The 26,001-nt window shown below is 69.9% G+C and carries 33 protein-coding genes and 1 pseudogene; 5 read left to right on the top strand and 29 right to left on the bottom strand.

Translation table 11 applies throughout. The features are described from left to right. Window positions 1-8 precede the first annotated feature (8 nt). On the bottom strand, window positions 9-941 hold the full coding sequence (locus ACY1JF_RS01295) for an RpnC/YadD family protein (RefSeq protein WP_462703055.1): 933 nt from the start codon (window positions 939-941) through the stop codon (window positions 9-11). Between the two features lie 90 nt (window positions 942-1,031). Continuing rightward, window positions 1,032-1,430: pseudogene (locus ACY1JF_RS01290) on the bottom strand (ATP-binding protein); the annotation flags it as partial. Between the two features lie 221 nt (window positions 1,431-1,651). Here ACY1JF_RS01290 and ACY1JF_RS01285 point away from each other — a divergent pair. Continuing rightward, window positions 1,652-2,503 carry a helix-turn-helix domain-containing protein gene (locus ACY1JF_RS01285; RefSeq protein ID WP_462703054.1) on the top strand — a complete coding sequence of 284 codons (852 nt, stop codon included), beginning with the start codon at window positions 1,652-1,654 and terminating at the stop codon, window positions 2,501-2,503. Between the two features lie 7 nt (window positions 2,504-2,510). Next, window positions 2,511-2,732, top strand: coding sequence for a DUF397 domain-containing protein (locus ACY1JF_RS01280; protein WP_462703053.1), 222 nt, complete (start codon window positions 2,511-2,513; stop codon window positions 2,730-2,732). Here ACY1JF_RS01280 and glmS read toward each other — a convergent pair. Beyond that, window positions 2,693-4,540: a glutamine--fructose-6-phosphate transaminase (isomerizing) gene (gene glmS, locus ACY1JF_RS01275; RefSeq protein ID WP_462703052.1), complete on the bottom strand. Its 1,848-nt coding sequence runs from the start codon at window positions 4,538-4,540 to the stop codon at window positions 2,693-2,695. The two genes, ACY1JF_RS01280 and glmS, sit on opposite strands and share 40 nt — an antisense overlap. A 183-nt stretch (window positions 4,541-4,723) precedes the next feature. Here glmS and coaA point away from each other — a divergent pair, with 183 nt between their 5' ends. Next, window positions 4,724-5,692: a type I pantothenate kinase gene (gene coaA / locus ACY1JF_RS01270; protein WP_462703051.1), complete on the top strand. Its 969-nt coding sequence runs from the start codon at window positions 4,724-4,726 to the stop codon at window positions 5,690-5,692. Between the two features lie 36 nt (window positions 5,693-5,728). Continuing rightward, window positions 5,729-6,670 carry a DUF389 domain-containing protein gene (locus tag ACY1JF_RS01265; protein WP_462703050.1) on the top strand — a complete coding sequence of 314 codons (942 nt, stop codon included), beginning with the start codon at window positions 5,729-5,731 and terminating at the stop codon, window positions 6,668-6,670. A gap of 15 nt (window positions 6,671-6,685) precedes the next feature. Here the strand turns inward: ACY1JF_RS01265 and ACY1JF_RS01260 are convergent, their stop codons facing one another. The 9 genes from ACY1JF_RS01260 to ACY1JF_RS01220 form a co-directional block, all read right to left on the bottom strand. Beyond that, complete coding sequence (locus tag ACY1JF_RS01260; protein ID WP_462703049.1) at window positions 6,686-7,216, bottom strand: SUKH-4 family immunity protein; 531 nt, start codon at window positions 7,214-7,216, stop codon at window positions 6,686-6,688. Window positions 7,217-7,244: 28 nt separating this feature from the next. After that, window positions 7,245-7,799, bottom strand: coding sequence for a hypothetical protein (locus ACY1JF_RS01255; protein WP_462703048.1), 555 nt, complete (start codon window positions 7,797-7,799; stop codon window positions 7,245-7,247). Then, window positions 7,792-8,601, bottom strand: coding sequence for a hypothetical protein (locus tag ACY1JF_RS01250; RefSeq protein WP_462703047.1), 810 nt, complete (start codon window positions 8,599-8,601; stop codon window positions 7,792-7,794). The genes ACY1JF_RS01255 and ACY1JF_RS01250 overlap by 8 nt, the downstream gene beginning before the upstream one ends. Beyond that, window positions 8,598-9,284, bottom strand: a complete 687-nt coding sequence (locus tag ACY1JF_RS01245; protein WP_462703046.1) for a WXG100-like domain-containing protein — start codon at window positions 9,282-9,284, stop codon at window positions 8,598-8,600. The genes ACY1JF_RS01250 and ACY1JF_RS01245 overlap by 4 nt, the downstream gene beginning before the upstream one ends. 148 nt (window positions 9,285-9,432) lie before the next feature. Beyond that, window positions 9,433-9,882 (bottom strand): hypothetical protein, encoded by a 450-nt coding sequence (locus tag ACY1JF_RS01240; protein ID WP_462703045.1) that lies wholly within the window; start codon window positions 9,880-9,882, stop codon window positions 9,433-9,435. An 84-nt stretch (window positions 9,883-9,966) separates the two neighbouring features. Continuing rightward, on the bottom strand, window positions 9,967-11,325 hold the full coding sequence (gene glmM / locus ACY1JF_RS01235; RefSeq protein ID WP_462703044.1) for a phosphoglucosamine mutase: 1,359 nt from the start codon (window positions 11,323-11,325) through the stop codon (window positions 9,967-9,969). A gap of 178 nt (window positions 11,326-11,503) precedes the next feature. Beyond that, entirely contained in the window at window positions 11,504-12,016 is a 513-nt protein-coding gene (rpsI, locus tag ACY1JF_RS01230; protein ID WP_462703043.1) for a 30S ribosomal protein S9, read from the bottom strand. A 44-nt stretch (window positions 12,017-12,060) separates the two neighbouring features. Continuing rightward, a complete protein-coding gene (gene rplM / locus ACY1JF_RS01225; RefSeq protein ID WP_055718822.1) occupies window positions 12,061-12,504 on the bottom strand; it encodes a 50S ribosomal protein L13 in 444 nt (147 codons plus the stop codon). A 217-nt stretch (window positions 12,505-12,721) separates the two neighbouring features. Beyond that, a complete protein-coding gene (locus ACY1JF_RS01220) occupies window positions 12,722-13,939 on the bottom strand; it encodes a glycosyltransferase 87 family protein (RefSeq protein WP_462703042.1) in 1,218 nt (405 codons plus the stop codon). A gap of 74 nt (window positions 13,940-14,013) precedes the next feature. On the opposite strand from ACY1JF_RS01220, the gene ACY1JF_RS01215 reads away from it, so the two are divergent. Continuing rightward, entirely contained in the window at window positions 14,014-14,901 is an 888-nt protein-coding gene (locus tag ACY1JF_RS01215) for a hypothetical protein (protein WP_462703041.1), read from the top strand. Window positions 14,902-15,169: 268 nt separating this feature from the next. On the opposite strand, the gene truA is transcribed toward ACY1JF_RS01215, so the two are convergent. The 17 genes from truA to ACY1JF_RS01130 all read right to left on the bottom strand — a co-directional run bounded on the left by truA (window position 15,170) and on the right by ACY1JF_RS01130 (window position 25,997). Beyond that, window positions 15,170-16,036: a tRNA pseudouridine(38-40) synthase TruA gene (truA, locus tag ACY1JF_RS01210; protein WP_462703040.1), complete on the bottom strand. Its 867-nt coding sequence runs from the start codon at window positions 16,034-16,036 to the stop codon at window positions 15,170-15,172. A gap of 144 nt (window positions 16,037-16,180) precedes the next feature. Continuing rightward, a complete protein-coding gene (gene rplQ, locus ACY1JF_RS01205; protein ID WP_462703039.1) occupies window positions 16,181-16,672 on the bottom strand; it encodes a 50S ribosomal protein L17 in 492 nt (163 codons plus the stop codon). 168 nt (window positions 16,673-16,840) lie between these two features. Continuing rightward, window positions 16,841-17,863: a DNA-directed RNA polymerase subunit alpha gene (locus ACY1JF_RS01200; protein WP_003966937.1), complete on the bottom strand. Its 1,023-nt coding sequence runs from the start codon at window positions 17,861-17,863 to the stop codon at window positions 16,841-16,843. A 318-nt stretch (window positions 17,864-18,181) separates the two neighbouring features. Beyond that, window positions 18,182-18,586: a 30S ribosomal protein S11 gene (gene rpsK / locus ACY1JF_RS01195; RefSeq protein ID WP_003948617.1), complete on the bottom strand. Its 405-nt coding sequence runs from the start codon at window positions 18,584-18,586 to the stop codon at window positions 18,182-18,184. A gap of 69 nt (window positions 18,587-18,655) precedes the next feature. Continuing rightward, entirely contained in the window at window positions 18,656-19,036 is a 381-nt protein-coding gene (gene rpsM, locus ACY1JF_RS01190; protein WP_004984507.1) for a 30S ribosomal protein S13, read from the bottom strand. Between the two features lie 188 nt (window positions 19,037-19,224). Next, a complete protein-coding gene (rpmJ, locus tag ACY1JF_RS01185) occupies window positions 19,225-19,338 on the bottom strand; it encodes a 50S ribosomal protein L36 (RefSeq protein ID WP_003974245.1) in 114 nt (37 codons plus the stop codon). Window positions 19,339-19,406: 68 nt separating this feature from the next. Next, complete coding sequence (infA, locus tag ACY1JF_RS01180) at window positions 19,407-19,628, bottom strand: translation initiation factor IF-1 (protein WP_003948620.1); 222 nt, start codon at window positions 19,626-19,628, stop codon at window positions 19,407-19,409. 142 nt (window positions 19,629-19,770) lie between these two features. Continuing rightward, entirely contained in the window at window positions 19,771-20,607 is an 837-nt protein-coding gene (map, locus tag ACY1JF_RS01175; RefSeq protein WP_462703038.1) for a type I methionyl aminopeptidase, read from the bottom strand. Window positions 20,608-20,756: 149 nt separating this feature from the next. Next, window positions 20,757-21,410: an adenylate kinase gene (locus tag ACY1JF_RS01170; RefSeq protein WP_462703037.1), complete on the bottom strand. Its 654-nt coding sequence runs from the start codon at window positions 21,408-21,410 to the stop codon at window positions 20,757-20,759. Then, entirely contained in the window at window positions 21,410-22,723 is a 1,314-nt protein-coding gene (gene secY, locus ACY1JF_RS01165) for a preprotein translocase subunit SecY (RefSeq protein WP_462703036.1), read from the bottom strand. Before secY ends, ACY1JF_RS01170 begins: the two co-directional genes overlap by 1 nt. Window positions 22,724-22,964: 241 nt before the next feature. Further along, the gene (rplO, locus tag ACY1JF_RS01160; protein WP_462703035.1) at window positions 22,965-23,420 is read right to left on the bottom strand and encodes a 50S ribosomal protein L15; all 456 of its coding nucleotides are present in this window, start codon (window positions 23,418-23,420) and stop codon (window positions 22,965-22,967) included. Window positions 23,421-23,422: 2 nt separating this feature from the next. Then, on the bottom strand, window positions 23,423-23,605 hold the full coding sequence (gene rpmD, locus ACY1JF_RS01155; RefSeq protein WP_003974250.1) for a 50S ribosomal protein L30: 183 nt from the start codon (window positions 23,603-23,605) through the stop codon (window positions 23,423-23,425). A 2-nt stretch (window positions 23,606-23,607) separates the two neighbouring features. After that, a complete protein-coding gene (gene rpsE / locus ACY1JF_RS01150; RefSeq protein ID WP_108014598.1) occupies window positions 23,608-24,213 on the bottom strand; it encodes a 30S ribosomal protein S5 in 606 nt (201 codons plus the stop codon). Between the two features lie 36 nt (window positions 24,214-24,249). Further along, window positions 24,250-24,633, bottom strand: coding sequence for a 50S ribosomal protein L18 (rplR, locus tag ACY1JF_RS01145; RefSeq protein WP_462703034.1), 384 nt, complete (start codon window positions 24,631-24,633; stop codon window positions 24,250-24,252). Between the two features lie 3 nt (window positions 24,634-24,636). After that, a complete protein-coding gene (rplF, locus tag ACY1JF_RS01140; protein ID WP_094054454.1) occupies window positions 24,637-25,176 on the bottom strand; it encodes a 50S ribosomal protein L6 in 540 nt (179 codons plus the stop codon). Window positions 25,177-25,200: 24 nt separating this feature from the next. After that, complete coding sequence (gene rpsH / locus ACY1JF_RS01135) at window positions 25,201-25,599, bottom strand: 30S ribosomal protein S8 (protein ID WP_007384075.1); 399 nt, start codon at window positions 25,597-25,599, stop codon at window positions 25,201-25,203. A gap of 212 nt (window positions 25,600-25,811) precedes the next feature. Beyond that, window positions 25,812-25,997, bottom strand: coding sequence for a type Z 30S ribosomal protein S14 (locus ACY1JF_RS01130; RefSeq protein WP_003948630.1), 186 nt, complete (start codon window positions 25,995-25,997; stop codon window positions 25,812-25,814). Window positions 25,998-26,001: the final 4 nt, after the last annotated feature.

The following is a 26,001-nucleotide window of genomic DNA, read 5'->3' as shown; positions in this document are numbered from 1 at the left end:
CGGGCACCCTACGGGGCGCCCTGGCCCTCCTCGCCGGCGAAGAGGTCCTCCGCCCGCTCGGCCGTCACGGCGCGGGCGAGCCAGTCGTCGAGGCGGGCGAGGTCCGCACAGCCGGTGACGCGGGCACGCACGTCGTCGGAGACGGCGAGGCCACGGACTTCCAGCACGCGCAGAACGCCTTCCGCCTTGCCCGCCGCCTTGCCCGCCGCCTTGCCTTTCTCCATGCCTTTGGCCTCGCCGTCGTAGTAGGCCTCCTCGAAGACCGTCCCCCTGCCCGGGAAGTAAGAAATGACCATCTTCTCCAGCTCCCTCCACGTCTCTCGGGCCGGAGTGTTCTCCAGGCCCACTTCCAGCAGTTCCGCCCAGTACTTGGCGGTGGGTTTGTCGAACGACCGCATTCCGCGGGCCAGCAGGGCCAGTATGGCGTCGATGCCCTGGCTCTCGCTGTGCACGATGGCGGAGAACGTCGCCAGTGCCGGCTGCCGTGCCACCTCCGCCTCGTCGGTGATCTCCGGCACACTGTCCGGACCGAGCACGAAGGGGTGCGTGACCTGTGACGTCCATGGTCCGACCCGGCATTCGAAGGGCCCGGCCGCCCAGGTCGCCGTGGACCGGTCGCGGCAGACCGCGACGAGCAGTACCGGCAGGCCGAACTTCGCACGCAGGTAAGCGACGTAGTAGGACCAGTTGACGCCTTTGTCCGGCGCTCTGCGAGTCTGGGCCTCGACGGCGAGGAGGAAGGCGTCCCCCTCCGACGGTTCGACCTTCAGCACCGTGTCCACACGGCGCTCCAACGGCTTCAACTCCGTGGCGTCGGGCGTCACGAGTTCGATGTCCGCCTTGACGGGCGGCGGCATGCCCAGTGCCTCGAAGATCGGCGCGAGAACCTCCGGATGGTCCTGAAAGATCCGGTGCGAGGTCTCGTGGGTTGATGTGACCATATGCGCAACCTATTCCGGGAGATGGGCCGAATTGCCAGCCCGTTGGCGCACGTTCACCCTTTCGAGCGTCGGAAAAACGTTCACGCCACTCAGCTCACACCACACGACCTTGCCGCGACCGCCCTCCCGGGCCAGCGCCTGCCAGCCCCAGGCGTCGGCGCAGGCCCGCACCAGGTCCAGGCCCCGGCCCACCTCGGCTTCCAGGCCCGGATCAAAGGACGACGGCAGCTCCGGCGGCGACGAGTCCGCGTCCCACGCGCCGATGCGCAGAACGCCGTTCCCCGACCAGCGCACCCGCAGGGCGGCCGGCCCCTCGGTGTGCCGTACGGCGTTGGACACCAACTCCGTGGCCAGCAGCTCCGCCGGATCGACCAGGCCGATCAGCCCGTGCATCGTGAGGATCAGACGGAGGGTGCGGCGGCAGACGGTGACGGCACGGACGTCGTTCGGGATGTGGAGGGAGTACTCCCACGGGCCGTTCTCGGGCATGCGGCAGCTCCAGTTCGGTGAGGGATGGCTGTACGCGGCGACCGGTGTCATCGCCGCCCCCGCCACGGCAGGGCGGAGCGGTGCGCTTCCGGTGCCCCGGCGTTTCCGCAGCGTGTGCGGCGCGTCACCGAAGCTAGGTCTAACCGATTAAGTATCGCAAGCCACTCGCGTAATCTGACTCCGAACGAGTCGCGCCCACCGGCGCGTTGAAAGGAGCGACCATGGCGTTGCGGCGCGAACCAACAGCACGTCAAATGCGTCTGGCAGTCGAACTGCGCAGACTCCGCGATGCCGCGGGGCTCGCCACCCGTCAAGCAGCAGCACTACTGGGGGTGAGTTCGGCACAGATCAGCCAGATCGAGATGGGCCTGGCCGGAGTCAGCGAAAAGCGCCTGCGCCGCCTCGCCGACCACTATTCCTGCACAGATCAAGCGCTCATCGACGCCTTGGTCGTCATGGCGACCGATCGAACGCGCGGGTGGTGGGAGGAGTACCGCGGGCTGCTCCCCACACCGTTCCTCGACCTCGCGGAGCTGGAACACCACGCCACGTTCCTGCGAGACGTCCAGTTCCTTTACATCCCCGGCCCTCTCCAGACGGAGAACTACGCCCGCGCCATCTACAGCGACAACATTCCGGAACTCCCCAGCGACGAGCTGGAGCTACGCGTCCGACACAGGATGCAGCGCAAGGTGATCTTCGACGGCGACGGACCCGCACCGTACGAAGCGATCATCCACGAAGCGGCTCTCCGCATCCGCGTCGGCGACCGTGCCACGCTGCGAGCCCAGCTCGACGACCTTCTTGAACGCTCCGAGGCCGAGAACATCACCGTGCGGGTCATCCCCTTCGATCTGGAGGGCTTCGGCGGGTCCTGGACGCCCGTGATGCTGGCGGGTGGTGCCGTGCCCCGCCTGGACACAGCCGTCGGCGATGCGCCTCACACCGCGACCCTCATCGATTCCGAGGCTCAGCTGAGCGTCATTCGAACACTCCTCCGTAGACTGAAAGCCGCGTCGCTGGACTCCACGCGCTCGCGTGACTTCATCCACCGCCTGGCCAAGGAAGTGTGAGCACCTCGTGATCGCCCTCGACAACTGGCGCAAGTCCTCTTACTCCAGTGCCGGTGACGGCAGCTCCTGCGTGGAGATAGCCCCCTCCCCCACCCACATCGCCATCCGCGACTCAAAGAACCGGGCGTACGCCACCCTCACCTTCCCGGCCGCCTCCTTCACCGCCTTCGTCAACGCCCTGAAGCCCCCTCACTCCACCGTCACCGACTTCGCCAGGTTCCGGGGCTGATCCACCTCGTTGCCCCGGGCCGTCGCCAGTTCGCAGGCGAAGACCTGCAACGGCACCGTGGCCACCAGCGGCTGCAGCAGCGTCGGCGTGACCGGCACCCGGATCAGGTGGTCGGCGTACGGCGTCACCGCGTCGTCGCCCTCCTCGGCGACGACGATGGTGCGGGCGCCCCGGGCGCGGATCTCCTGGATGTTGGAGACGATCTTGTCGTGCAGCACCGAGCGCCCGCGCGGTGAGGGGACGACCACGACGACCGGGACGTCCTCCTCGATCAGCGCGATCGGCCCGTGCTTCAGCTCGCCCGCCGCGAAGCCCTCGGCGTGCATGTAGGCCAGTTCCTTCAGCTTGAGCGCGCCCTCCAGCGCGACCGGGTAGCCCACGTGCCGCCCCAGGAACAGCACCGTGTCCTTCCCGGCGAGCGTGCGCGCCAGCTCCCGTACCGGCTCCATGGTCCCCAGCACCCGGCCGACCGCCTCCCCGATGCCGGCCAGGTCCCGGATCACCGCCCGGACCTCGTCCCCCCACTTGGTGCCGCGCACCTGTCCGAGGTACAGCGCGACCAGGTAGCAGGCGACCAGCTGGGTCAGGAACGCCTTGGTCGAGGCGACGGCGACCTCCGGGCCGGCGTGCGTGTAGAGCACGGCGTCGGACTCGCGGGGGATGGTCGAGCCGTTGGTGTTGCAGATGGCCAGCACCTTGGAGCCCTGTTCGCGGGCGTGCCGCAGCGCCATCAGCGTGTCCATGGTCTCCCCGGACTGGGAGATGGCGATGACCAGCGACCGGGAGTCGAGGATGGGGTCGCGGTAGCGGAACTCGCTGGCCAGTTCCACCTCGCAGGGGATGCGGGTCCAGTGCTCGATGGCGTACTTGGCGATCAGCCCGGCGTGGAAGGCCGTACCGCACGCGACGATGACCACCTTGTCCGTCTCGCGCAGCTCCCCCGCCGGGATCCGCACCTCGTCCAGGGTCAGGAAGCCCGCCGCGTCGATGCGGCCCAGCAGCGTGTCGGCGACCGCCTTCGGCTGTTCGGCGATCTCCTTGAGCATGAAGGAGGCGTGGCCGTCCTTCTCGGCGGCGGAGGCGTCCCAGTCGACGTGGTAGGCGCGGACGTCGGCCGGGGAGCCGTCGAAACCGGTCACCGTGACGCCGTCCCGGCGCACCTCGACCACCTGGTCCTGGCCGAGTTCGAGGGCCTGGCGGGTGTGCGCGATGAACGCCGCCACGTCGGAGGCGAGGAAGGACTCGCCCTCGCCGACCCCGACCACCAGCGGCGAGTTGCGGCGGGCGCCGACCACCACGTCCGGCTCGTCCGCGTGCGTCGCGACCAGCGTGAACGCGCCCTCGAGGCGCCGGCACACCAGCCGCATCGCCTCCGCCAGGTCGGCGCAGGCCGAGTACTCCTCGGCGAGCAGGTGGGCGACGACCTCGGTGTCCGTCTCGGAGGCGAGGCCGTGACCGCGCTCGGTCAGCTCGGCGCGCAGCGCGGCGAAGTTCTCGATGATGCCGTTGTGCACGACCGCGACCCGGCCCGCGTCGTCCAGGTGCGGATGGGCGTTGGCGTCGGTGGGGCCGCCGTGCGTGGCCCACCGGGTGTGGCCGATGCCGGTGGTCCCGGCCGGCAGCGGGTGCTCGGCCAGCTCCTTCTCCAGGTTGACGAGCTTGCCGGCCCGCTTGGCGGTGGCGAGGCCGCCGTCCGCGAGCACGGCGACACCCGCCGAGTCGTATCCCCGGTACTCCAGTCGCTTCAGCCCGGCCATCACCACGTCGAGAGCCGACTGCGTTCCCACATATCCCACGATTCCGCACATGATCGGCAGCCTACGGTCAGATCAGAGCACGAACCTGCCGGATCGTGCCCGATATCGGAAATTCCCACGGCTGCCGGGCCCGCGTCGGCCCGCACGGGCTCCGGCCGGGTGACGTGACCGACCCCACCCTGCGCCCCGTCCGGAATCCGTTGACAATGGACTGTGATCTCACCGGCTCCCTCGATGCCCCGGAGCGCCCACCGGCCCAGGCCGGAGGCGACTCCCTACGTCGACCTCACCCGCGCCGAGTGGAGCGCGCTGCGCGAGAAGACGCCGCTGCCGCTCACCGCCGAGGAGGTGGAGAAGCTGCGCGGCCTCGGTGACGTCATCGACCTCGACGAGGTGCGGGACATCTACCTCCCGCTCTCCCGGCTGCTCAACCTCTACGTCGGCGCCACCGACGGCCTGCGCGGCGCGCTCAACACCTTCCTCGGCGAACAGGGCTCCCAGTCCGGCACCCCCTTCGTCATAGGCGTGGCCGGCTCGGTCGCGGTCGGCAAGTCCACCGTCGCCCGCCTCCTGCAGGCGCTGCTCTCCCGCTGGCCCGAGCACCCGCGCGTGGAGCTGGTCACCACCGACGGCTTCCTGCTGCCGACCCGGGAGCTGGAGGCGCGCGGCCTGATGGCGCGGAAGGGTTTCCCCGAGTCCTACGACCGCCGCGCGCTGACCCGCTTCGTCGCCGACGTCAAGGCCGGCAAGGCGGAGGTGACCGCGCCCGTCTACTCCCACCTGATCTACGACATCGTCCCCGGCGAGAAGCTGACCGTCCGCCGCCCGGACATCCTCATCGTCGAGGGCCTCAACGTCCTCCAGCCCGCCCTGCCCGGCAAGGACGGCCGCACCCGGGTCGGCCTCGCCGACTACTTCGACTTCAGCGTGTACGTCGACGCCCGCCCCGAGGACATCGAGAGCTGGTACCTCGACCGCTTCAAGAAGCTGCGCGCGACCGCCTTCCAGAACCCCTCCTCCTACTTCCGCAAGTACACCCAGGTCTCGGAGGAGGAGGCCCTCGACTACGCCCGCGCCACCTGGCGCACCATCAACAAGCCCAACCTGATCGAGAACGTGGCCCCCACCCGGGGCCGCGCCACCCTGATCCTGCGCAAGGGCCCGGACCACAAGGTGCAGCGCCTGCACCTGCGCAAACTGTGACCTCCCGCCGGCCCGCATGACGGTTCAATAGGCGCCATGCTGCATCTGCGTCTGATCACCCCGTCCGAGCGGACCGACGAGGTGGTCCGTCTCCTCGACACCACCGTCGGCACCGCCCACCTGGTCGTCCTCCCCGGAGCCGCCCGCTCCCCCGCCGGGGACGTGGTGATGTGCGACGTGGCGCGGGAGGCGGGCGACGACCTCATCAACGAGCTGCGCGGACTGGGCCTGCAACAGCACGGCGCCATCACCGCCGAGGACATCGACCTGTCGCTGTCCGAGTACGCCGACCGGGCCGAGCAGGAGGCGCCGGGCGAGGCGGCGGACGCGGTGCTGTGGGAGCAGCTCCAGGAGGCGACCCATGAGGAGTCGACCCTCTCGGTCACCTACGTCGCCTTCATCACGCTCGCCACGATGATCGCGGCCTGCGGTGTGGTGCTGGACAACGCCATCCTCATCGTCGGCGCGATGGCGGTCGGCCCGGAGTTCGGCCCGCTGGCCGGCATCTGCACCGCCGCCGTCCAGCGCGCCCCGCGCCTGGCGCTGCGCTCGGCCGTCGCCCTGCTGGCGGGCTTCGCGGTCGCCATGGCGGTGACGGCGGCCTTCAGCCTGTTCATGGACTTTGTCGGCCTGTTCACCGAGGCGAAGCTGGAGGGCGACCGGCCCAACACCGGCTTCGTCTACGCCCCCGACTGGTTCTCGTTCGTGGTGGCGGTGCTGGCCGGGGCCGCCGGCATGCTCTCCCTGACCTCCGCCAAGTCGGGCGCCCTGGTCGGTGTCGCCATCTCGGTCACCACGGTCCCGGCCGCCGCGAACGCCGCCGTGGCCCTGATCTACGGCGACGCCGTCCAGGGCTGGCGCTCCACGGAACAGCTCCTGCTGAACCTGGTGGGCATCATCGTCGCCGGCACCCTGACCCTGCTCCTGCAGAAGACCCTGTGGGCCACGATGAAGCGCCGGTCCGGACAGCGTCCCTGACCCGCGCCGCCCGTCTCAGCCGGCCTGCTCGAAGACCATCGACCACCAGCTGTCCGGCTGCGCGAACGCGTACCGGTCACGGGCCCGGAGGTACTCCACCAGCTTGTCCGTGTACGGGCCGCGGTCCTGCGGGGCGGCGTGCTCCAGGTGCTTGGCGCGCAGCGCGAAGCGGTACAGGAACTCCACGAAGTCGGCGAGGGTGCGGTTGGCGATCTCGGCCTGCGGCTCCTCGCCGAAGGCCATGAGGATCACATAGCCGCGCTCCATGTCGAGGCAGTACCGCAGCGCGGGATCGTCGGTCGGCCCGCCCAGCACGAGGATGCGGGTCTCCTCACCCCCCGCGGCGACCGGCACCACGGTGAAGGGGTCGGGCCCCTCGCCGGCGGTGTCCAGGGTGAACAGCACGTCGACGAAGACGGGCACCCCGACCTCGCAGAGCACCTCGGCGTCGGCCTCGGACAGCTTGCGCTCGTCGGCGACGGCACGGTCCAGCGTGACCACCCGGTCCGCGCCGAACAGCTCCGTCATCTCCTCGTGGGTGGCCATGCGTCCTCCCCTTCCCTTCGTCGTGCGCTCAATCGGCGAGCCCGGCCCGCCGCAGCAGCTTCAGCCAGTCGTCGTACTCCAGCAACGTGTCGTCGATCGACGCGAGCCGCACATACTCGTCCGCCTGGGCCAGCCGCTCCAGGAAGAACGCCTCCAACCCTGGCGCGAGCCGCTCGAACCGCTCCGCGTCGACCCAGTCGGCGCCCGCCTCAGGGACACCGAGGACTCCGCCGCCCGCGCGGTCGAGGAACACGGGCGCCTCGTCGATCATCCCCACGCAGAACAGCTTCTCGGGGGAGAGCGGCAGCGGGGAGCCGGCCACCGGTCCGCAGTAGAACTGGTGCTCCTCAGCCTCCCGCAGACCGAAGAGCTGCAGGGAGGGGTTGCAGCTCGCACCGTCCAGCACCCGGCAGAAGTCCAGGAACTCTTCCGGCACCCCGTCGGCCAGCGCGGCGTCCGCCGCCTCCTCGCCGACCGTCCCGCCGAGCGTGAAGGAGAGCACGTCCGGGCTCTCCGCCAACGCCAGCCGCAGGGCGTCCACTGTCGTGATCAGGCGGGGGGAGGCATGGCTCGCACTAGTCATCTGGCCACCACTTGATGTCGATATGGATCGGATTGCCGTCCGGGAGATCCTTGATCTGCGGGCGTATCTGCTGCGTACCGATGTCGAAGTTCGTCATCCGGTCGAGCATCCGCAGGTTACGCCACGCGTCCGGACCACCGGTCTGCAGCTCGTTGACGTGGTCGGGCTGCATGGCACGGGCCGCCGCCGCGGCCTCATCGGCGAATGCGGGGTCGTCCTTGTGGTTCCTGCGGATCAGCGCTTCCAACGCGCCCTTGTACTGCTTGGTGATCTCCTTGTCACGGAAGTCCTCGGTCTTGCCCTTGAACTTGAAGAGATTGCCCTCTTCACCGAGCCGCTGCAGGGCCCTCGCCTTGCGCTCGAAGGCCGCTTTGGGCATCCCGGGCTTCCACTCCAGCGTGATGGTGTGCGGGTCCTTCGTCGGGTCCGGCCGGTCCTTGCCGATCCCGCCGCCGTCGCGGACCGCGTCCTGCGCACGGGAGCGGTTGACGATGTTGTTCAGCATCGTCTCGATGTTCTTGTCGTTGCGCGCGTGGTTGTCCCCCATGGCCCGCACGCCCTTGGACACGTCGTGCAGGTGCCTGTGGAGCTGGTCCTCGGCCTCCTCGATGGCCCGGAGGATCTTCTCCGCGCCGGTCTCGACGGCCGCGGCCATGGCTCCCCGGCCCCGCGTCCGGTCCAGCCCGGCGCGGCTGCGGCGCAGCTGGGGGCGGGCCCCGGACTCCTGCTCGTCGGCCTGGGAGGTGATCCGGTCGGCCAGCCGGTCGTGCAGGTCCTTGTCACTGCGTACGGTGTCGCTCACGCGCCGCCTCCCCGCCCGGTCAGAGTTCCGGTAGCGGTGTCCAGGCCCTCGGAGAGGCCCTCGCCGCCCGCGCGCAGCGTCTTGCCCGGGCTGTAACCGTCCTGGAGGCCGACGGCGTTGGCACCGACCTGGACGACGAGGTCGGCCGCCATGTTCCCGAGCGCGGCGAAGACGGGGCCGGTGGCGACCGCCATCAGCTCCTCCAGCAGGAGCTGTTCCGCCTCCTTCAGCAGCCGCCGGACGACGACGCGCGTGGCCTGGGTGGCGCCCAGCGCGCCGAGCTCGGAGAGCCCGAGCGTGAACGGCGCCGCGGCCTGGGCGGCGATGATCTCCGCCGCGAGGATGCCCAACTGGACGATGGCCGCCACCTTGGCGCCCGCCACCGCGACGGCCGCGCCGTCCAGCGCCATGGCGCCGAGGTCGGCCGCCTCGGCGAGGCGTTCCAGATGGATGTCGCTGACCTTGCCCCAGTGCGCCTGGAAGGCGGCGGTCGCCAAGCCCTCATTGCCTTCGAGGAACTCCTGCACCACACGTGCCGTCGCGTCCTTGCCGTCCCGCGTCCGGGCGGCGAAGGCGCGCAGGCCGTCGGCCATGTCGCGGTAGTCGTCCTCGTCGACGTTGGGCCACTCGACGCCGATGAGGTCCAGCACCCAGGCCGCCTCGTCGGGCAGCACGACGCCCATCCCCGTTCCCCCTCCAGCTTGGCAAGAGCACCTCAATCCGCTGGTGACGGTGGAACAGTACTACGGGGGGAAAAGCCCCACGAGGAGGGCGGAACCCGGGTCTCACCGGCGGGACCGGCCCCGGCCGCTCCCGCGCGCCGGGCCCGGATCAGCGGTGGCGCGGTGGTCCGGTCGGCCGGAGCCCGCCCGGACCACCGGGGCGGGGATCACGCCGGGGTCCGTCCTGCCGCCCGGGAAGCGGGTGGGTCCGCGCGCCCTGTGGGGGCGGGTCCTGCGCGGTGCCCGCGTCGTCGGCACGCCGTTCCCGCTGCCAGCCGTCGAAGCGCTCGCCGGCCTCCCGCGCCTCGGCGGCGGACCGCCGCTCCCCGGCCCGGCGCACCTCGGCGGCCCCGGAGAACAGGGCGGCGGTGTACTCCGGGTCGGTGAACGCCTCGCGCGCGGTGAGGTCACCGCGCAGCACTCCGGCGGCCATTTCCCGCAGCCTGGGGTCGGGGCTGCTGCGCAGGTCCCGCAGGGTGCGGTACAGACTGCGGGCCCGCTCCTCGTCCTGGGCGACCTCCAGCAGGCTCTCCGGGCCGACCTCACGTCCCTCGTCCACACATCCCCCTCATGCCGGTCGCGGCCTCGTCCACGCGGGTCCGCCGCCCCGGGCCGGAGCGCGGAACCCCTTCCGTGGACCTGCCTACCCCAGCGCCGACTTCACCGAATCGGCCAGTCGTCCCGCCACCGCGCGGGCCTGCTCGATGTCGGCCGCCTCGACCATGACCCGCACCAGCGGCTCCGTCCCCGAGGGGCGCAGCAGCACCCGTCCGGTGGAACCCAGCTCGCGCTCCGCCTCGGCCACCGCCGTGGCCAGCTCCGCCGACGTCGTCACCCGGGACTTGTCCACGTCCGGCACGTTGATCAGCACCTGCGGCAGCCGCTCCATGACGGAGGCCAGCTCCCGCAGCGTACGTCCGGACTGCGCGACCCGCGCCGCCAGCAGCAGCCCGGTCAGGGTGCCGTCGCCGGTGGTGGCGTGGTCCAGCACGATCACGTGCCCGGACTGCTCGCCGCCGAGGGCGTACCCGTGCCGCTTCATCTCCTCCAGCACGTACCGGTCGCCGACCGCCGTCTGCGCGAACCGGATGCCCTCGCGCTCCATGGCCAGCCTGAAGCCGAGGTTGGACATGACCGTGGCGACCACGGTGTCCGAGCGCAGCGCGGACCGCTCCCGCATCGCCAGCGCCAGGACGGCGAGGATCTGGTCGCCGTCCACCTCCTCGCCGGTGTGGTCCACGGCCAGGCAGCGGTCGGCGTCCCCGTCGTGCGCGATGCCGAGGTCGGCGCCGTGCTCCACGACGGCCGTCTTCAGCAGGTCCAGGTGGGTGGAGCCGCAGCCGTCGTTGATGTTGAGGCCGTCCGGTTCGGCACCGATGGTGACGATCTCGGCGCCGGCCCGCGCGAACGCCTCCGGCGAGACCCGCCAGGCCGCGCCGTGCGCCTCGTCCAGGACGATCTTCAGCCCGTCCAGCCGGTTCGGCAGCACGCCGACGAGGTGGGCGACGTACTGGTCGAGCCCCTCCTTGTACTCCCGCACCCGGCCGACGCCGGCCCCGGTCGGCCGGTCCCAGGGCGCTCCGGTGCGGTGCTCGGCGTAGACGGACTCGATGCGGTCCTCCAGCTCGTCGGCGAGTTTGTGGCCGCCGCGGGCGAAGAACTTGATCCCGTTGTCGGGCATGGCGTTGTGGCTCGCGGAGAGCATCACCCCCAGGTCGGCGCCGAGCGCGCCGGTGAGGTGGGCGACCGCGGGCGTCGGCAGCACCCCGACCCGCAGCACGTCGACGCCGGCGCTGGCCAGGCCCGCGACGACGGCGGCCTCCAGGAACTCGCCGGAGGCCCGCGGATCGCGTCCGACCACGGCGGTCGGCCGGTGCCCCTCGAACGTGCCCGCCTCGGCCAGTACGTGCGCCGCGGCGACGGAGAGGCCGAGCGCCATCTCGGCCGTCAGATCCGCGTTGGCGACACCGCGCACGCCGTCCGTGCCGAAGAGTCGTCCCACTTGTCCTCCTGAGGAATCGTCAGATGCACACCGCACCGACATCCGAACCGACATCCGATCACATAAGCCTTTGAGCGTCTTGTGCCGTTATACGCCTCTGGCTGTGGATAAACGAACGCCCCGGAGGCACAAGTGGCGTGCCGCCGGGGCGTTCGGAGTACGCGCAGGCGCGTGGGGTTTAGCGCTTGCTGTACTGCGGAGCCTTGCGGGCCTTCTTCAGACCGGCCTTCTTCCGCTCGACCGCGCGGTCGTCGCGGCGCAGGAAGCCGGCCTTCTTCAGCGGACCGCGGTTGTTGTCGACGTCGGCCTCGTTCAGGGCACGCGCGACACCGAGGCGGAGGGCACCGGCCTGGCCGGAGACGCCGCCGCCGGAGATGCGGGCGATCACGTCGTAGCGGTCGTCGAGCTCCAGCACCTTGAAGGGCTCGTTGACCTCCTGCTGGTGCACCTTGTTGGGGAAGTAGTCCTCAAGGGTGCGGCCGTTGATCTTCCACTTGCCGCTGCCCGGGACGATCCGGACGCGGGCGATGGCGTTCTTGCGGCGGCCCAGGCCGGCGGCCGGCTGGGGCTCGCCGAAGCGGGAGGCCAGCGACTCGGAGGTGTACTCGCCCTCGACGGGCACCTCCGACTCGGTGGTGTAGCTGTCGATGTCAAGCTCTTCGAGCGGCTGCTCGGCAGTGGTCTCGGCCACGATTCTCCTCAGAAGATTCTGTTCAGTCTTGGGGGTGGCCGGACTTACTGCGCGACCTGGGTGATCTCGAACGGCTGCGGCTGCTGCGCGCCGTGCGGGTGCTGGTCACCCTTGTAGACCTTCAGCTTCGAGAGCATCTGACGGCCCAGCGTGTTCTTGGGGAGCATGCCCTTGACGGCCTTCTCGATGGCCTTCTCGGGGTTCTTGTCCAGCAGCTCGTCGTAGCGGACGGAGCGCAGACCGCCCGGGTACCCGGAGTGGCGGTAGGCCATCTTCTGGGTCCGCTTGTTGCCGGAGAGGTGCACCTTGTCGGCGTTGATGATGATGACGAAGTCACCGGTGTCGACGTGGGGCGCGTAGATCGCCTTGTGCTTGCCACGCAGGATGGAGGCCGCGGTGGAGGCCAGACGGCCCAGGACGACGTCCTGAGCGTCGATGACGTGCCACTGGCGCGTCACATCGCCGGGCTTGGGGCTGTACGTACGCACGGTTCGTAGCCTTCGCTTCGAGTGAATGGTCCTGAACAGGTCACCGAAACGATCACGACAGCCTGGACCGCACTGCGGCGACGCATACCGCGTACGTGGGTCGCTGGTCATCGGCCCGGTGGACCGGTGTAAGGGCCCGTCCCGTGAGAATGAGCAAGCCAATACACAACGAACATGCAGGATACCGGTGTGCCCCCAGAAGGGTCAAAACGAGGGGTCACCGGGAACCGCCGTCCACCTCCAGCGTACGCGCCGCCGGGAGCGACCGGGCCGTCCGCCCGTCCCGGACCCCCCGCTCCCGGGGGCGCCGCCATGCGTGCGCGGCCACCGCCACCGCCAGCGCGCCCAGCGTGAACGCGTCCCTGAAGGCCCGTCGCCGCCCCGTCTCCAGCCAGGGCCAGGTCACCCCGGGCAGTTGCGGGACCAGGGCGACCCAGAAGCCGGGGCGCCGGGCGACCGAGCCGCCGTACGGCAGCCCGGCGAGCAGCAGTGGCACGACGACCAGCAGATAGTGGTCGTAGGAGGGACGGGAGACCAGGAACGCCGAGAGCATCAGGCCGGCCGCGGTCTCGGCGTAGCGCAGCGGGCCGGGGTCGGCCCGGCGCCAGCGCCGGCGGGCGCACAGCACCCCGGCGCCCGCCGCCAGGACGGCCAGGCCCTGGGCGAGCGGCACGGGCACGCCCAGCCGGGGCAGCACGGCCGCCGGGGACGCCTCGTAGAGCCGGACGAAGCCGTCGTCGCCGCGCAGCAGGAAGGGCAGGGTGCGGGTGAGGAAGCCGGCCGGGTCGGGCAGCAGCAGCGCCGCCGCCCCGGAGCCGAGGGCCGGCACCAGGGCCGCCACCGCCAGCGCCCGCCACCTGCCGGCCAGCACGAAGAGCAGCGCGGCCGGGACGAGCAGCGGCTTCAGCGCGACGGCGGCGCCGAGCACCGCGCCCGCCGCGGTCCACCGCCCCCGGTGCGCCAGGAGCAGGCACAGCGGCAGCGCGAGGGCCGCCGTGACCGTCCAGTTGCCCAGCCGCACCAGGTGCGCGAACGGCGCGAACCCCGCCGCGAGCCCGGTCAGCCCCAGCACGGCGAGCCGGCTGCCCGGCGCCGTCCCGTGCAGCCGCAGCGCGCAGCCCCAGCCCAGCGCCAGCAGCCCGGCGGCCACGAGCGGCGCCGCGCACCGCAGCGCCGCCGGCGGCAGCAGGGCCTGCGGTACGGCGGCCAGCACCGCGCTCGGGAAATAGAGGAAGTGGGGATCGTCATAGGGGTCGCCGCCGGCCAGCCAGGTCCGGGCGGCCCGCACCACGATGGCGTTGTCCATCCCTCCGTCCGAGGTCACCCGCGCGGTCCGCGCCACCAGCGCGCCCAGCACCGCCACGAGCACCGCCCACGCCGCCCGCCCCGCGGGACGCCCCAACCACCCCGAGATGTCGTCTTTGCCCGTCCGCATGACCGGAACGCTAGGCGCTCCCCTCCCCGTGGACACGGACCAGCACGCCATCTGTCCCGTCTAAGATGCGCCCCATGAGTTTTGGGCAGGGGGGACCTGACTCCCAGTGGGATCCCTGGACACCGCAGTCCCAGCAGCGGCAACAGGCGTGGAACAGCGGGGGTGGTGACACCCCGGACTGGGCCGCGCTGGCCGAGGCGTCCGAGGCGCGCGCCAAGCGCCGCCGGCTGCTGTTCATAGGCGGCGGGGCGCTGGCCACCGTGGCGGTGGCGACCGCCGTCGCCGTGGCCGTGGTCTCGGCGGACGGCTCGGGCCAGGCGTCGGACTCGCCGTCGTCCCGGCTGCCGTCGACGGCCGGGATACCGAGCGCGACGGACTCGGCGCCGTCGTTCGCCCCGACCAGCGCGCCGCCCCCGCTGGACCCGCAGGACTTCATCTCCAGCGCCAAGAAGGACACGGCCGCGCTCAGCCCGGAGACGCTCTTCCCCGGCACCCAGCTGACCATGGGCGAGACGGTCTACAAGAAGGGCCCGACGGCCGACACCACCACCTGCTCCTCGGCCGCCCAGCAGACCCTGCCGCAGGTGCTGGAGGCCAACGACTGCACCCGGCTGATGCGCGTCACCTACACCAAGGACGACATCGCGGTCACGGTCGGCGTCGCCGTCTTCGACACCGCCGCGAAGGCCACCCGGGCCAAGTCGCAGACCGACACCAGGAGCATCGTCGAGCCGCTGTCCGGCGGCGGCGTCGCCTCCTTCTGCGACGGTCCCGTCTGCCGGAACACGACCAACTCCTACGGCCGCTACCTCTACTTCACCGTCGCCGGCTTCACCGGCGGCGAGGACGTCACGGAGCAGGACACGGCGGTCTTCCGCACCGGCGACGACCTGGGCACGTTCACCTACCGCCAGATCCACCGGCGCGGGCAGGCACAGGCCTCGGCGGCGGCGAACGGATGAGTCCCCGTCGCCCACCGCTGCCCCGGACGCGGTCGTAGCGCCGTCCGCCGCCCTGGCGCGCGACACGGCGCCCCCGGTCCGCGCAGGGCCCACCGAACCCGCCCGGAGCCCCCGAGCCCGGCCGGCCCGCCGCCCCCGCCCGGCCGCTCCACACCCACGCACGGGCACCGCGAGGGCGCACGGGAGGCGGCGGGACCGCGGGAGACGACGAGAGCCCCCACGTCCGGAAAGCCCCCGAGGGCGACACGGACGCGAGGCTCCTGTGGAACTAGCAGGCGGCGCATCCCGACAGGCCGGGCAGCGAGCGCTTGTTCCGGGCCTCCAGGCTCCGCGCCGCCAGCAGCTCGTCGGCCGGGTAGCCGACCTCCTCCAGCGTCAGCCCGTGCGGCCGCACCACGTGCACCGCCGAGTCCCGCACCCCGGCCGCCAGCACCTTCCCCGGCCACTCCGGCCCCCGGTGCCCGTCACCGACGAACAGCAGCGCCCCGATCAGCGACCGCACCATGTTGTGGCAGAAGGCGTCGGCCCGCACCGTCGCGGTGACGACCCCGTCCGCCCCCCGCACCAGGCTCAGCTCCTGGAGCGTGCGGATGGTGGTGGCCCCCTCCCGCCGCTTGCAGTACGCGGCGAAGTCGTGCTCCCCCAGCAGCGCCCGCGCCGCCTCGTTCATGGCGTCGACGTCCAGCGGCCAGTCGTGCCACAGCACGTGCCCCCGCAGCAGCGGATCGACGCCGCCGGGGTGGTCGGTGACGCGGTACGCGTACCGCCGCCACACCGCGGAGAACCGCGCGTCGAACCCCGCCGGCGCCTCCTCCACCGACCACACCCGCACGTCCTTCGGCAACCGCCCGGCCAGCCGCTTGAGCAGCTTCTCCCGGTGCTCCTCCCACACCTTCGCCGGCAGGTCGACGTGCGCCACCTGCCCCCGCGCGTGCACCCCCGCGTCCGTCCGCCCGGCCACGGTCAGCTCGTACGTCCGCTCCCCCGACCGCGTGACCGTCCGCAGCGCGTCCTCGATCTCCCCCTGCACGGTCCGCCGCCCCCCGGCCTGCTTGGCCCAGCCGGAGAAACCCGTGCCGTCGTAGGAGAGATCAAGACGGACACGCACGCACCCAGGAGCTACTTCGTCACTCACACCCAGTTCCTCTCAACAACACAGAAGCGGGCCCGCCCCTTGAAGGGAACGGACCCGCAACAGCGCCCCTCAGGGGGCGTGGGGAACCGCGCGACCAGCCACGACGAACCCGCAGCCGCCGACCGCGCGGAACCCCGCAGACGCCTACGCGTCCTTCGACTCCTCGGCGGGAGCCTCGGTGGCCTCGGCGGGAGCCTCGGTCGCCTCGGTGGCCTCGGCGTCCTTGGCGGCACGCTTCGTCGCCGCCTCGGCCTCACCGGTCGCCTGCTGCGCGACCGTCAGCGCCTCGACCAGCTCGATGACGGCCATGGGCGCGTTGTCACCACGACGGTTGCCGATCTTGGTGATGCGTGTGTAGCCACCCGGCCGGTTCTCGTAGCGCGGGCCGATCTCGGTGAAGAGCGTGTGGACGATGCTCTTGTCCGTGATCACCTGGAGCACCTGACGGCGGTTGTGGAGGTCGCCCTTCTTCGCCTTGGTGACCAGACGCTCGGCGTACGGCCGCAGCTTGCGGGCCTTCGCCTCGGTGGTGGTGATCCTGCCGTGCTCGAAGAGCGACTTCGCGAGGTTCGCGAGCAGCAGCTTCTCGTGCGCGGCACTGCCGCCCAGACGGGCACCCTTGGTGGGCTTCGGCATGATGTCTCTCCTAGGTGTCTGCCCCGGCCGTATCAGGTACCGGGGTCAGTATCCGAGCAGGCGGTCGCCCGTCGGAGATCCGGGGCGCCTTTCGGGCGCCCCGGAGGGTCCGCGCCCCCAAGGGACGCGGGCGAGCACGCGGCCGGCCACGGCGGACCGGCGCGGGACTCAGTACTGCTCGGTCTCCACGAACCCGGCGTCCGCGTCGTCGTCCGCGCCGAAGGCGTCGGCGGCGGCGGTCGGGTCGAACCCGGGGGGCGAGTCCTTCAGCGCCAGGCCCATGCCCGCGAGCTTGGCCTTGACCTCGTCGATGGACTTCGCACCGAAGTTGCGGATGTCGAGCAGGTCCGCCTCGGACCGCGCGACCAGCTCGCCCACGGAGTGGATGCCCTCGCGCTTGAGGCAGTTGTACGACCGGACGGTGAGCTCCAGCTCCTCGATCGGCAGCGCCAGGTCGGCGGCGAGCGCGGCGTCCGTCGGGGACGGACCCATGTCGATGCCCTCGGCGTCGATGTTCAGCTCGCGGGCGAGACCGAACAGCTCGACCAGGGTCTTGCCCGCGGAGGCCATGGCGTCACGCGGACGCATCGCCTGCTTGGTCTCGACGTCGACGATCAGCTTGTCGAAGTCGGTGCGCTGCTCGACACGCGTGGCCTCGACCTTGTACGTGACCTTGAGGACCGGCGAGTAGATCGAGTCGACCGGGATACGGCCGATCTCCTGGCCGACCTGCTTGTTCTGCACGGCGGAGACGTAACCGCGGCCGCGCTCGACCGTCAGCTCCATCTCCAGCTTGCCCTTGCCGTTGAGCGTGGCGAGGACGAGGTCGGGGTTGTGCACCTCGACACCGGCCGGCGGCGCGATGTCGGCGGCGGTGACCAGACCCGGGCCCTGCTTGCGCAGGTACATCACGACCGGCTCGTCGTGCTCACTGCTCACGACCAGCTGCTTGATGTTGAGGATCAGGTCGGTGACGTCCTCCTTGACGCCCGGCACGGTGGTGAACTCGTGCAGGACGCCGTCGATGCGGATCGACGTGACCGCCGCACCCGGGATCGAGGAGAGGAGCGTACGGCGCAGGGAGTTGCCGAGGGTGTAGCCGAAGCCCGGCTCCAGCGGCTCGATCACGAACCGGGAGCGGAACTCGTCGACGACCTCTTCGGTCAACGAGGGACGCTGAGCGATCAGCATGTGTGTTCCTTCAGTCAGGGGCGCCCGCTATTTGACGCCCGACCATGTACTGCAAGGGTACGGGCGGCACGGCCGAAAGGAGCCGTACCGCCCGGAACCGCGAGCCGAGAAGCGGACGTCAGAGTCGACGGCGCTTCGGCGGACGGCAGCCGTACTGCGACATGTGGGGGACAACCCCCACACCCCCAGCCGGATGCCCGCCCGCCCTCAGCCGCGCGTCAGACGCGACGGCGCTTCGGCGGACGGCAGCCGTACTGCGACATGTGGGGGATAACCCCCACACCCCCAGCCGGATGCCCGCCCGCCCTCAGCCGCGCGTCAGACGCGACGGCGCTTCGGCGGACGGCAGCCGTTGTGCGGGGTGGGCGTGACGTCCTGGATGGAGCCGACCTCGAGACCGGTCGCCTGGAGCGAACGGATCGCGGTCTCACGACCCGAACCCGGGCCCTTCACGAACACGTCGACCTTGCGCATGCCGTGCTCCTGCGCGCGACGGGCGGCCGACTCGGCGGCCATCTGCGCGGCGAACGGCGTGGACTTCCGGGAGCCCTTGAAGCCGACGTGGCCGGCGGAGGCCCAGGAGATCACGTTGCCGGTCGGGTCCGTGATGGACACGATCGTGTTGTTGAACGTGCTCTTGATGTGCGCGTGGCCGTGAGCGACGTTCTTCTTTTCCTTGCGGCGCACCTTCTTGGCAGCGCCCTGACGTCCCTTGGGGGGCATCTATAACTCCTACGGGGAGGTGGTCGGTCCTACAGCGAAGACCGCTGGTGAAGCGTCGTCCGCTGAGGACTACTTCTTGCCCGGCTTCTTCTTGCCGGCGATGGCGCGACGCGGGCCCTTGCGGGTACGAGCGTTCGTGCTGGTGCGCTGACCGCGCACCGGCAGACCACGGCGGTGACGCAGACCCTGGTAGGTGCCGATCTCGACCTTGCGGCGGATGTCGGCCTGGATCTCGCGACGGAGGTCACCCTCGGTCTTGATGTTGTTGTCGACGTACTCGCGGATCGCGACGAGCTGCTCCTCGGAGAGGTCGCGAACACGGGTGTTCGGGTCCACACCGGTGGCGGCCAGCGTCTGCTGCGAGAGGGTCCGGCCGATGCCGAACACGTAGGTGAGGGCGATCTCCACGCGCTTTTCGCGCGGGATGTCAACACCGGAAACGCGTGCCATTCAATGGCTCCTGGTGATCTTCGGAGGTCTTCCACAGAACCGGCTCCCCGCCCGCCGTACCAGGTACGGACAAGGTCCCCGGCCTCCGAACCGGGGGTGTCGGGCACGGCTGCGCCCGGGTCCTGCGTATGAACATATTCAGCTCGCGTCGCGCGAAGTACTGCGAATCGCGGAGGGAGGGTACTGCGTCAGCCCTGGCGCTGCTTGTGGCGCGGGTTGTCGCAGATGACCATGACCCGACCGTGACGGCGGATCACCCTGCACTTGTCGCAGATCTTCTTGACGCTCGGCTTGACCTTCATGGGTGTGAGGTTCTCCGGGTCAGTTGCCGGCGGACCCGCGCGGACAGCACGCGGGACGTGGGCAAGATCTACTTGTACCGGTAGACGATCCGGCCACGCGTCAGGTCGTACGGAGACAGCTCCACCACGACCCGGTCGTCAGGGAGGATGCGGATGTAGTGCATGCGCATCTTGCCGCTGATGTGTGCCAGGACCTGGTGGCCGTTCTGGAGCTCAACCTTGAACATGGCGTTCGGCAGAGACTCGACGACAGTGCCCTCGATCTCGATGGCACCCTGCTTCTTGGCCACGCTTCGCCCTTCGAATCGACTACCTTGATCGACTCCGGTGGAGACGCATGCGGACATGCGGGTACACCAGAGCCGACGAGTCAGTCTACGTCAGCACCCCCGGAAAGGCGAAACGAGGAAGTCTGCCCCACCCGGGAGATCACTATGCGAGCGGGTCGGGCGCGGCCGTGATCCCCAGCTCCGCCAGCTTGGCCCTGCCGCCGTCGGGGGCGGTCAGCACCAGGGGGCCCTGCTCGGTCAGGGCGACGGAGTGCTCCCAGTGCGAGGACCAGGTGCCGTCCGTGGTGACCACGGTCCACTCGTCCTCCAGCACTCGCGTCCTCGGCGTGCCGAGCGACACCATCGGCTCGATGGCCAGGCAGATGCCCGGGACCAGCTTCGGCCCCTTGCCCCGGCGCCGGTCGACGTAGTTCAGCAGGTGCGGGTCCATGTGCATCTCGGTGCCGATGCCGTGGCCGCCGTAGTCCTCGATGATCCCGTACCGGCCGCCGCCCGGCCTGGGCTGCCGGCGGATGTACGTCTCGACCGCCCGGGAGATGTCGACCAGCCGGTTCCCCTGCTTCATGGCGGCGATCCCGGCCCACATCGACTCCTCGGTCACCCGGGAGAGCTCGACCAGCTCCGGCGCGTGGCCGGAGCCCACGAAGGCGGTGTAGGCGGCGTCACCGTGCCAGCCGTCGACGATCGCGCCGCAGTCGATGGAGATGATGTCCCCGTCCTTGAGCACGACCTCGTCGGAGGGGATGCCGTGGACGACGACCTCGTTGGCGGAGGTGCAGATCGTCGCGGGGAAGCCGCCGTACCCGAGGAAGTTCGGCTTGGCGTTGTGCTCGGCGAGCACCTTGCGGGCGACCTGGTCCAGGTCCTTGGTGGTGGCGCCGGGCACGGCGGCCTCCCGCGTGGCCGCGTGGATGGCGGCGACGACCAGCCCCGCCTCACGCATTTTGGCGATCTGCTCGGGACTCTTGATCTGCACCATGGGAACCTGCGGCCTTTCTGGACCAGGGAAGTACGGGCACCTCAACCTTACGGCGGCGCGCCGCACGCGCCGTCCGCGCGGACGGCCCCCGCGCACACGACGGCCGCGGCCCGCCGGAGGCGGACCGCGGCCGAGAAGCGACGCGGAACCTACTGCTCGCGCTTGAGCGCCTCCAGCGCCCGCTCCGTGACCTCGTCGACCGCCCCCATCGCGGAGATGGTCACGACCAGCCCCTGCGACTTGTAGTAGTCGATGATCGGCTCGGTCTGCGTGTGGTAGACCTCCAGCCGCTTGCGCACGGTCCCCTCGGAGTCGTCGTCCCGCTGGTACAGCTCCCCGCCGCAGACGTCGCAGACGCCCTCCTCGGCCGGCCGCTTGTACGTGACGTGGAAGACGTGCGACGAGTCGGTGCGGCAGACCCTGCGCCCGGCGATCCGCTTGACGACCTCCTCCTCCGGCGCCTCCAGGTCCAGCACCGCGTCGAGCCCCATGTCCTCGGTCTCGAGCAGCTCGTCCAGCGCCTGGGCCTGGGAGACGTTGCGCGGGAAGCCGTCCAGCAGGAAACCGCCCTCGGCGTCGGGCTGCTCCATCCGGTCCTTCGCCATGGCGATGGTGACCTCGTCGGGGACGAGGTTCCCCGCGTCCATGTAGGACTTCGCGAGCTTGCCCAGCTCCGTCTGCCGGCTGATGTTGGCGCGGAACAGGTCGCCCGTGGAGATGTGCGGGATGTGCAGCGTCTCGGCAAGGCGGGTGGCCTGCGTTCCCTTACCGGCGCCCGGCGGCCCGACGAGGACGATTCGCATCAGCGGAGGAACCCTTCGTAATTGCGCTGCTGGAGCTGGCTCTCGATCTGCTTCACCGTCTCCAGTCCCACACCCACGATGATCAGGATGCTGGTACCACCGAACGGGAAGTTCTGGTTTGCCCCGAAACCAACCAACGCCATCGTCGGCACGAGAGCGATAAGACCCAGATACAGCGAACCCGGCCAGGTGATCCGGTTGAGTACGTAGCTCAGATACTCAGCGGTCGGTCGGCCAGCCCGGATGCCCGGGATGAAGCCACCATACTTCTTCATGTTGTCCGCGACTTCCTCGGGGTTGAAGGAGATCGCCACGTAGAAGAACGCGAAGAAAACAATGAGCAAGAAGTAAAGGGTGATGTAGATGGGATGGTCGCCCTTGACGAGGTTGGCCTCGATCCAGGTCTTCCAGCCGGAGGTGCCGCTGGAGAACTGGGCGATCAGAGCCGGGATGTACAGCAGCGACGACGCGAAGATGACGGGGATCACGCCCGCCTGGTTCACCTTGAGCGGGATGTACGTGGACGTACCGCCGTAGGAGCGGCGGCCGATCATCCGCTTGGCGTACTGCACGGGGATGCGGCGCTGCGCCTGCTCGACGAAGACCACCAGGCCGACCATGACCAGGCCGACCGCGATGACCGTGCCGAACTCGATCCAGCCGTCGGCCAGCGAGCCCTGCGTCTTGATGGCCCACAGGGCGGACGGGAAGGTCGCGGCGATCGAGATGAACATGAGGATCGACATGCCGTTGCCGATGCCGCGGTCGGTGATCAGCTCACCGAGCCACATGACGCAGGCGGTGCCGGCGGTCATGCAGATCACCATGACGATGGTGGTGAAGATCGCCTGGTCGGGGACGATCTGGCTGGCGACGGTGCAGCCCGAGAACAGGGCACCGCTGCGCGCGGTGGCCACCAGGCCGGTGCCCTGGAGGATGGCGAGCGCGATGGTCAGGTAGCGGGTGTACTGCGTGATCTTCGCCGTGCCGGCCTGGCCCTCCTTCTTCAGGGCTTCCAGGCGCGGGATGACGACGGTCAGCAGCTGCAGAATGATGCTGGCCGTGATGTACGGCATGATGCCGAGCGCGAAGACCGTGATCTGCAGCAGGGCGCCGCCGCTGAACATGTTGACCAGACCGAACAGGCCCTGGTTGCCGGACGCCTGGTCCACACACTCTTGAACGCTCTTGTAGTCGACGCCCGGGATCGGGATGTTCGTGCCCACGCGGTACACGATGATGATCCCGAGCGTGAAGAGGAGCTTCTTGCGCAGGTCGGGCGTCTTGAACGCCCGGGCGAACGCGGTGAGCACGGTGCCTCCTGCGACCCCCGCGCTGGCGCGTCAAGGGTGACGGTCTTGAGGTTCGACTGACGACTTAATGAGTAACGGTCAACTGCCGCTCAGGGTGCCCCATGTGTGACACCCGTGAAAGTGGGCAGTTCCGGTCACCTTACCGGCGAGACCACTGCCCTTGGAACGACCGACCGGGGATACCCCATTTGTGGGGTATCCCCGGTCGGGATCGCTCAAGTCATCGAGACGCCTGTGATGTTCAGACGAGCTCGGTGACGCTGCCGCCGGCGGCGGCGATCTTCTCCTTGGCGGAGGCGGAGGCCTTGTCGACCTTCACCTCGACCGCCACGGAGATCTCGCCCTCGCCGAGGACCTTGACCAGGCTGTTCTTGCGAACGGCGCCCTTGGCCACCAGGTCCTCGACCGTGACCTCGCCACCCTGCGGGTAGAGCTTGGCCAGCTTGTCGAGGTTCACGACCTGGTACTCGGTCTTGAACGGGTTCTTGAAGCCCTTCAGCTTCGGGAGACGCATGTGGAGGGGCATCTGGCCACCCTCGAAGCTCTCCGGAACCTGGTAGCGGGCCTTCGTACCCTTGGTACCACGACCGGCCGTCTTACCCTTCGACGCCTCACCACGACCGACACGGGTCTTGGCGGTCTTGGCGCCCGGGGCGGGACGGAGGTTGTGGATCTTGAGCGGGTTCTGCTCCGCCATGATCAGTCGACCTCCTCGACCGTCACGAGGTGGCGGACGGTGTGCACCATGCCGCGGAACTCGGGACGATCCTCCTTGACGACCTGCGTGTTGATGCCCTTGAGACCAAGGGAACGCAGGGTGTCACGGTGGTTCTGCTTGCTGCCGATGTAGGACTTGACCTGCGTAATCTTGAGCTGCGCCATGATCACGCACCCGCCCCGGCACGCGCACGCAGCAGAGCCGCGGGGGCGACGTCCTCGAGCGGCAGACCGCGGCGGGCCGCGACCTCCTCCGGACGCTGCAGGCCCTTGAGGGCCGCCACGGTCGCGTGCACGATGTTGATCGCGTTGTCGGAGCCGAGCGACTTCGACAGGATGTCGTGGATACCGGCGCACTCGAGCACGGCGCGCACCGGACCACCGGCGATAACACCGGTACCGGGCGACGCGGGCTTGAGCAGCACGACGCCGGCGGCCTTCTCACCCTGGATCGGGTGCGGGATGGTGCCCTGGATACGGGGGACCTTGAAGAAGTGCTTCTTGGCCTCCTCGACACCCTTGGCGATGGCGGCCGGCACCTCCTTGGCCTTGCCGTAACCGACACCCACGGTGCCGTCACCGTCGCCCACCACGACCAGCGCGGTGAAGCTGAAGCGACGACCACCCTTCACAACCTTGGCGACACGGTTGATCGCGACGACGCGCTCAACGTATGCGGTCTTCTCGGCGGCAGCAGCGCCGCCGTCACGGCCCTTCCGGTCCCGCCGCTCGCCGCCACCGGCACCGCTTCCGCGGCGCTGGGGTCCAGCCATTGGATTACCTCTCTCTTTCCGCTAGCTACAAGCGGCTCAGAACTTGAGCCCGGCCTCGCGGGCGGCGTCCGCCAGGGCGGCGATGCGCCCGGCGTACTGGTTACCACCGCGGTCGAACACCACGGCCTCGACACCGGCGGCCCTGGCGCGCTCGGCGACCAGGGCACCGACCTGCTTGGCCTGCGCGGACTTGTCGCCCTCGCCACCGCGGATCGAGGTGTCCAGGGTGGACGCCGACGCCACGGTGTGGCCCTTCAGGTCGTCGATGACCTGCGCCACGATGTGGCGGTTGGAGCGGGTCACGACCAGACGGGGACGCTCCGCCGTACCCGCGACGCGCTTGCGGATGCGGATGTGACGGCGCTTGATCGCGGCGCGCTTGTAGGCGTCGCCCTTGAGGATCTTCTGCCCGTATGCCATGGCTTACTTACCCGCCTTTCCGACCTTGCGGCGGATGACTTCGCCCTCGTACTTGACGCCCTTGGCCTTGTACGGGTCGGGCTTGCGCAGCTTGCGGATGTTGGCCGCGACCTCGCCGACCTTCTGCTTGTCGATGCCCTCGACCGAGAAACGGGTGGGAGCCTCGACCTTGAAGGTGATGCCCTCGGGGGCCTCGACCAGGATCGGGTGGCTGTAACCGAGGGAGAACTCCAGGTTCGAACCCTTGGCGACAACGCGGTAACCGACACCGCTGATCTCGAGCTTCTTCACGTAACCCTGGGTCACGCCGGTGATCATGTTCGCCACCAGCGTGCGGGACAGGCCGTGCAGGGCCTTGTTCTGACGCTCGTCGTTGGGGCGGGTGACGTTGAGCACGCCGTCCTCGCCCTTGGCGATCTCGATCGGCGCCACGACGGTGTGGGTCAGCGTGCCCTTGGGGCCCTTGACCGAGACCGTCTGGCCGTCGATGGTGACGTCCACGCCGGCGGGAACCGCGATGGGGAGCTTGCCGATGCGCGACATAGCTGTTTCCTCCGTTCCCTTCCGCTACCAGACGTAGGCGAGGACTTCCCCACCCACGCCCTTCTTGCCGGCCTGCTTGTCGGTGAGGAGCCCGTGCGACGTGGAGATGATCGCCACGCCCAGGCCGCCGAGCACCTTCGGCAGGTTGGTGGACTTCGCGTACACCCGGAGACCGGGCTTGGAGATCCGCTTGATGCCCGCGATGGAGCGCTCACGGTTGGGGCCGAACTTCAGCTCCAGGACGAGGTTCTTGCCGACCTCGGCGTCCTCGACCTTCCAGCCCGTGATGAAGCCCTCCTGCTGGAGGATCTCCGCGATGTGAGACTTGATCTTGGACGCCGGCATCGTCACGGAGTCGTGGTACGCCGAGTTCGCGTTCCGCAGACGCGTAAGCATGTCTGCGATCGGATCAGTCATGGTCATGAATTGGCCTTCGGCCTCTCTCGCCGGGGTTTCCTGGTGCGCCATCCCTCTCCCCGATCCGAGACGGGACGGGTGCGGCGCGGTGGACCTACGGCGTAGTAAGTCGTATGGGCACGACAGGCGCCCAACCCCACAAGCCTAAGGCATGCGAGGGTGGGCCCCTGCCGACCCAGTTGCTTACCGAGAGCCCTGGAAAGTCCCTAGAAGGGGGACTACCAGGAGCTCTTGGTCACGCCCGGCAGCTCGCCACGGTGAGCCATCTCACGAAGGCAGACGCGGCACAGGCCGAACTTGCGGTACACGGAGTGCGGGCGGCCGCAGCGCTGGCAGCGGGTGTAGCCACGCACACCGAACTTGGGCTTGCGAGCAGCCTTGGCAATCAGAGCCTTCTTCGCCATCTCG

This window comes from Streptomyces sp. SYSU D01066-1 (genome assembly GCF_054956795.1).
The sequence above is the reverse complement of the archived record's forward strand: the minus strand, read 5'-3'. Positions and strand labels throughout refer to the sequence as shown.

Bases quoted from the DNA above. Each gene is read 5' to 3' on its own strand.
- rplF (WP_094054454.1), bottom strand. From the start codon at position 25,176: ATGTCGCGCATCGGCAAGCTCCCCATCGCGGTTCCCGCCGGCGTGGAC.
- ACY1JF_RS01265 (WP_462703050.1), top strand. From the start codon at position 5,729: ATGCTGCATCTGCGTCTGATCACCCCGTCCGAGCGGACCGACGAGGTG.
- map (WP_462703038.1), bottom strand. From the start codon at position 20,607: ATGGTGCAGATCAAGAGTCCCGAGCAGATCGCCAAAATGCGTGAGGCG.
- ACY1JF_RS01295 (WP_462703055.1), bottom strand. From the start codon at position 941: ATGGTCACATCAACCCACGAGACCTCGCACCGGATCTTTCAGGACCAT.
- rpmD (WP_003974250.1), bottom strand. From the start codon at position 23,605: ATGGCGCAGCTCAAGATTACGCAGGTCAAGTCCTACATCGGCAGCAAG.
- rpsH (WP_007384075.1), bottom strand. From the start codon at position 25,599: ATGACCATGACTGATCCGATCGCAGACATGCTTACGCGTCTGCGGAAC.
- rpsK (WP_003948617.1), bottom strand. From the start codon at position 18,586: ATGCCCCCCAAGGGACGTCAGGGCGCTGCCAAGAAGGTGCGCCGCAAG.
- ACY1JF_RS01215 (WP_462703041.1), top strand. From the start codon at position 14,014: ATGAGTTTTGGGCAGGGGGGACCTGACTCCCAGTGGGATCCCTGGACA.
- ACY1JF_RS01170 (WP_462703037.1), bottom strand. From the start codon at position 21,410: ATGCGAATCGTCCTCGTCGGGCCGCCGGGCGCCGGTAAGGGAACGCAG.
- rpmJ (WP_003974245.1), bottom strand. From the start codon at position 19,338: ATGAAGGTCAAGCCGAGCGTCAAGAAGATCTGCGACAAGTGCAGGGTG.
- ACY1JF_RS01285 (WP_462703054.1), top strand. From the start codon at position 1,652: ATGGCGTTGCGGCGCGAACCAACAGCACGTCAAATGCGTCTGGCAGTC.
- ACY1JF_RS01130 (WP_003948630.1), bottom strand. From the start codon at position 25,997: ATGGCGAAGAAGGCTCTGATTGCCAAGGCTGCTCGCAAGCCCAAGTTC.
- coaA (WP_462703051.1), top strand. From the start codon at position 4,724: ATGCCCCGGAGCGCCCACCGGCCCAGGCCGGAGGCGACTCCCTACGTC.
- ACY1JF_RS01260 (WP_462703049.1), bottom strand. From the start codon at position 7,216: ATGGCCACCCACGAGGAGATGACGGAGCTGTTCGGCGCGGACCGGGTG.
- rpsE (WP_108014598.1), bottom strand. From the start codon at position 24,213: ATGGCTGGACCCCAGCGCCGCGGAAGCGGTGCCGGTGGCGGCGAGCGG.
- ACY1JF_RS01255 (WP_462703048.1), bottom strand. From the start codon at position 7,799: ATGACTAGTGCGAGCCATGCCTCCCCCCGCCTGATCACGACAGTGGAC.
- rplO (WP_462703035.1), bottom strand. From the start codon at position 23,420: ATGGCGGAGCAGAACCCGCTCAAGATCCACAACCTCCGTCCCGCCCCG.
- ACY1JF_RS01245 (WP_462703046.1), bottom strand. From the start codon at position 9,284: ATGGGCGTCGTGCTGCCCGACGAGGCGGCCTGGGTGCTGGACCTCATC.
- rplR (WP_462703034.1), bottom strand. From the start codon at position 24,633: ATGGCATACGGGCAGAAGATCCTCAAGGGCGACGCCTACAAGCGCGCC.
- ACY1JF_RS01220 (WP_462703042.1), bottom strand. From the start codon at position 13,939: ATGCGGACGGGCAAAGACGACATCTCGGGGTGGTTGGGGCGTCCCGCG.
- ACY1JF_RS01200 (WP_003966937.1), bottom strand. From the start codon at position 17,863: ATGCTGATCGCTCAGCGTCCCTCGTTGACCGAAGAGGTCGTCGACGAG.
- glmS (WP_462703052.1), bottom strand. From the start codon at position 4,540: ATGTGCGGAATCGTGGGATATGTGGGAACGCAGTCGGCTCTCGACGTG.
- rpsM (WP_004984507.1), bottom strand. From the start codon at position 19,036: ATGGCACGCGTTTCCGGTGTTGACATCCCGCGCGAAAAGCGCGTGGAG.
- rplQ (WP_462703039.1), bottom strand. From the start codon at position 16,672: ATGCCGAAGCCCACCAAGGGTGCCCGTCTGGGCGGCAGTGCCGCGCAC.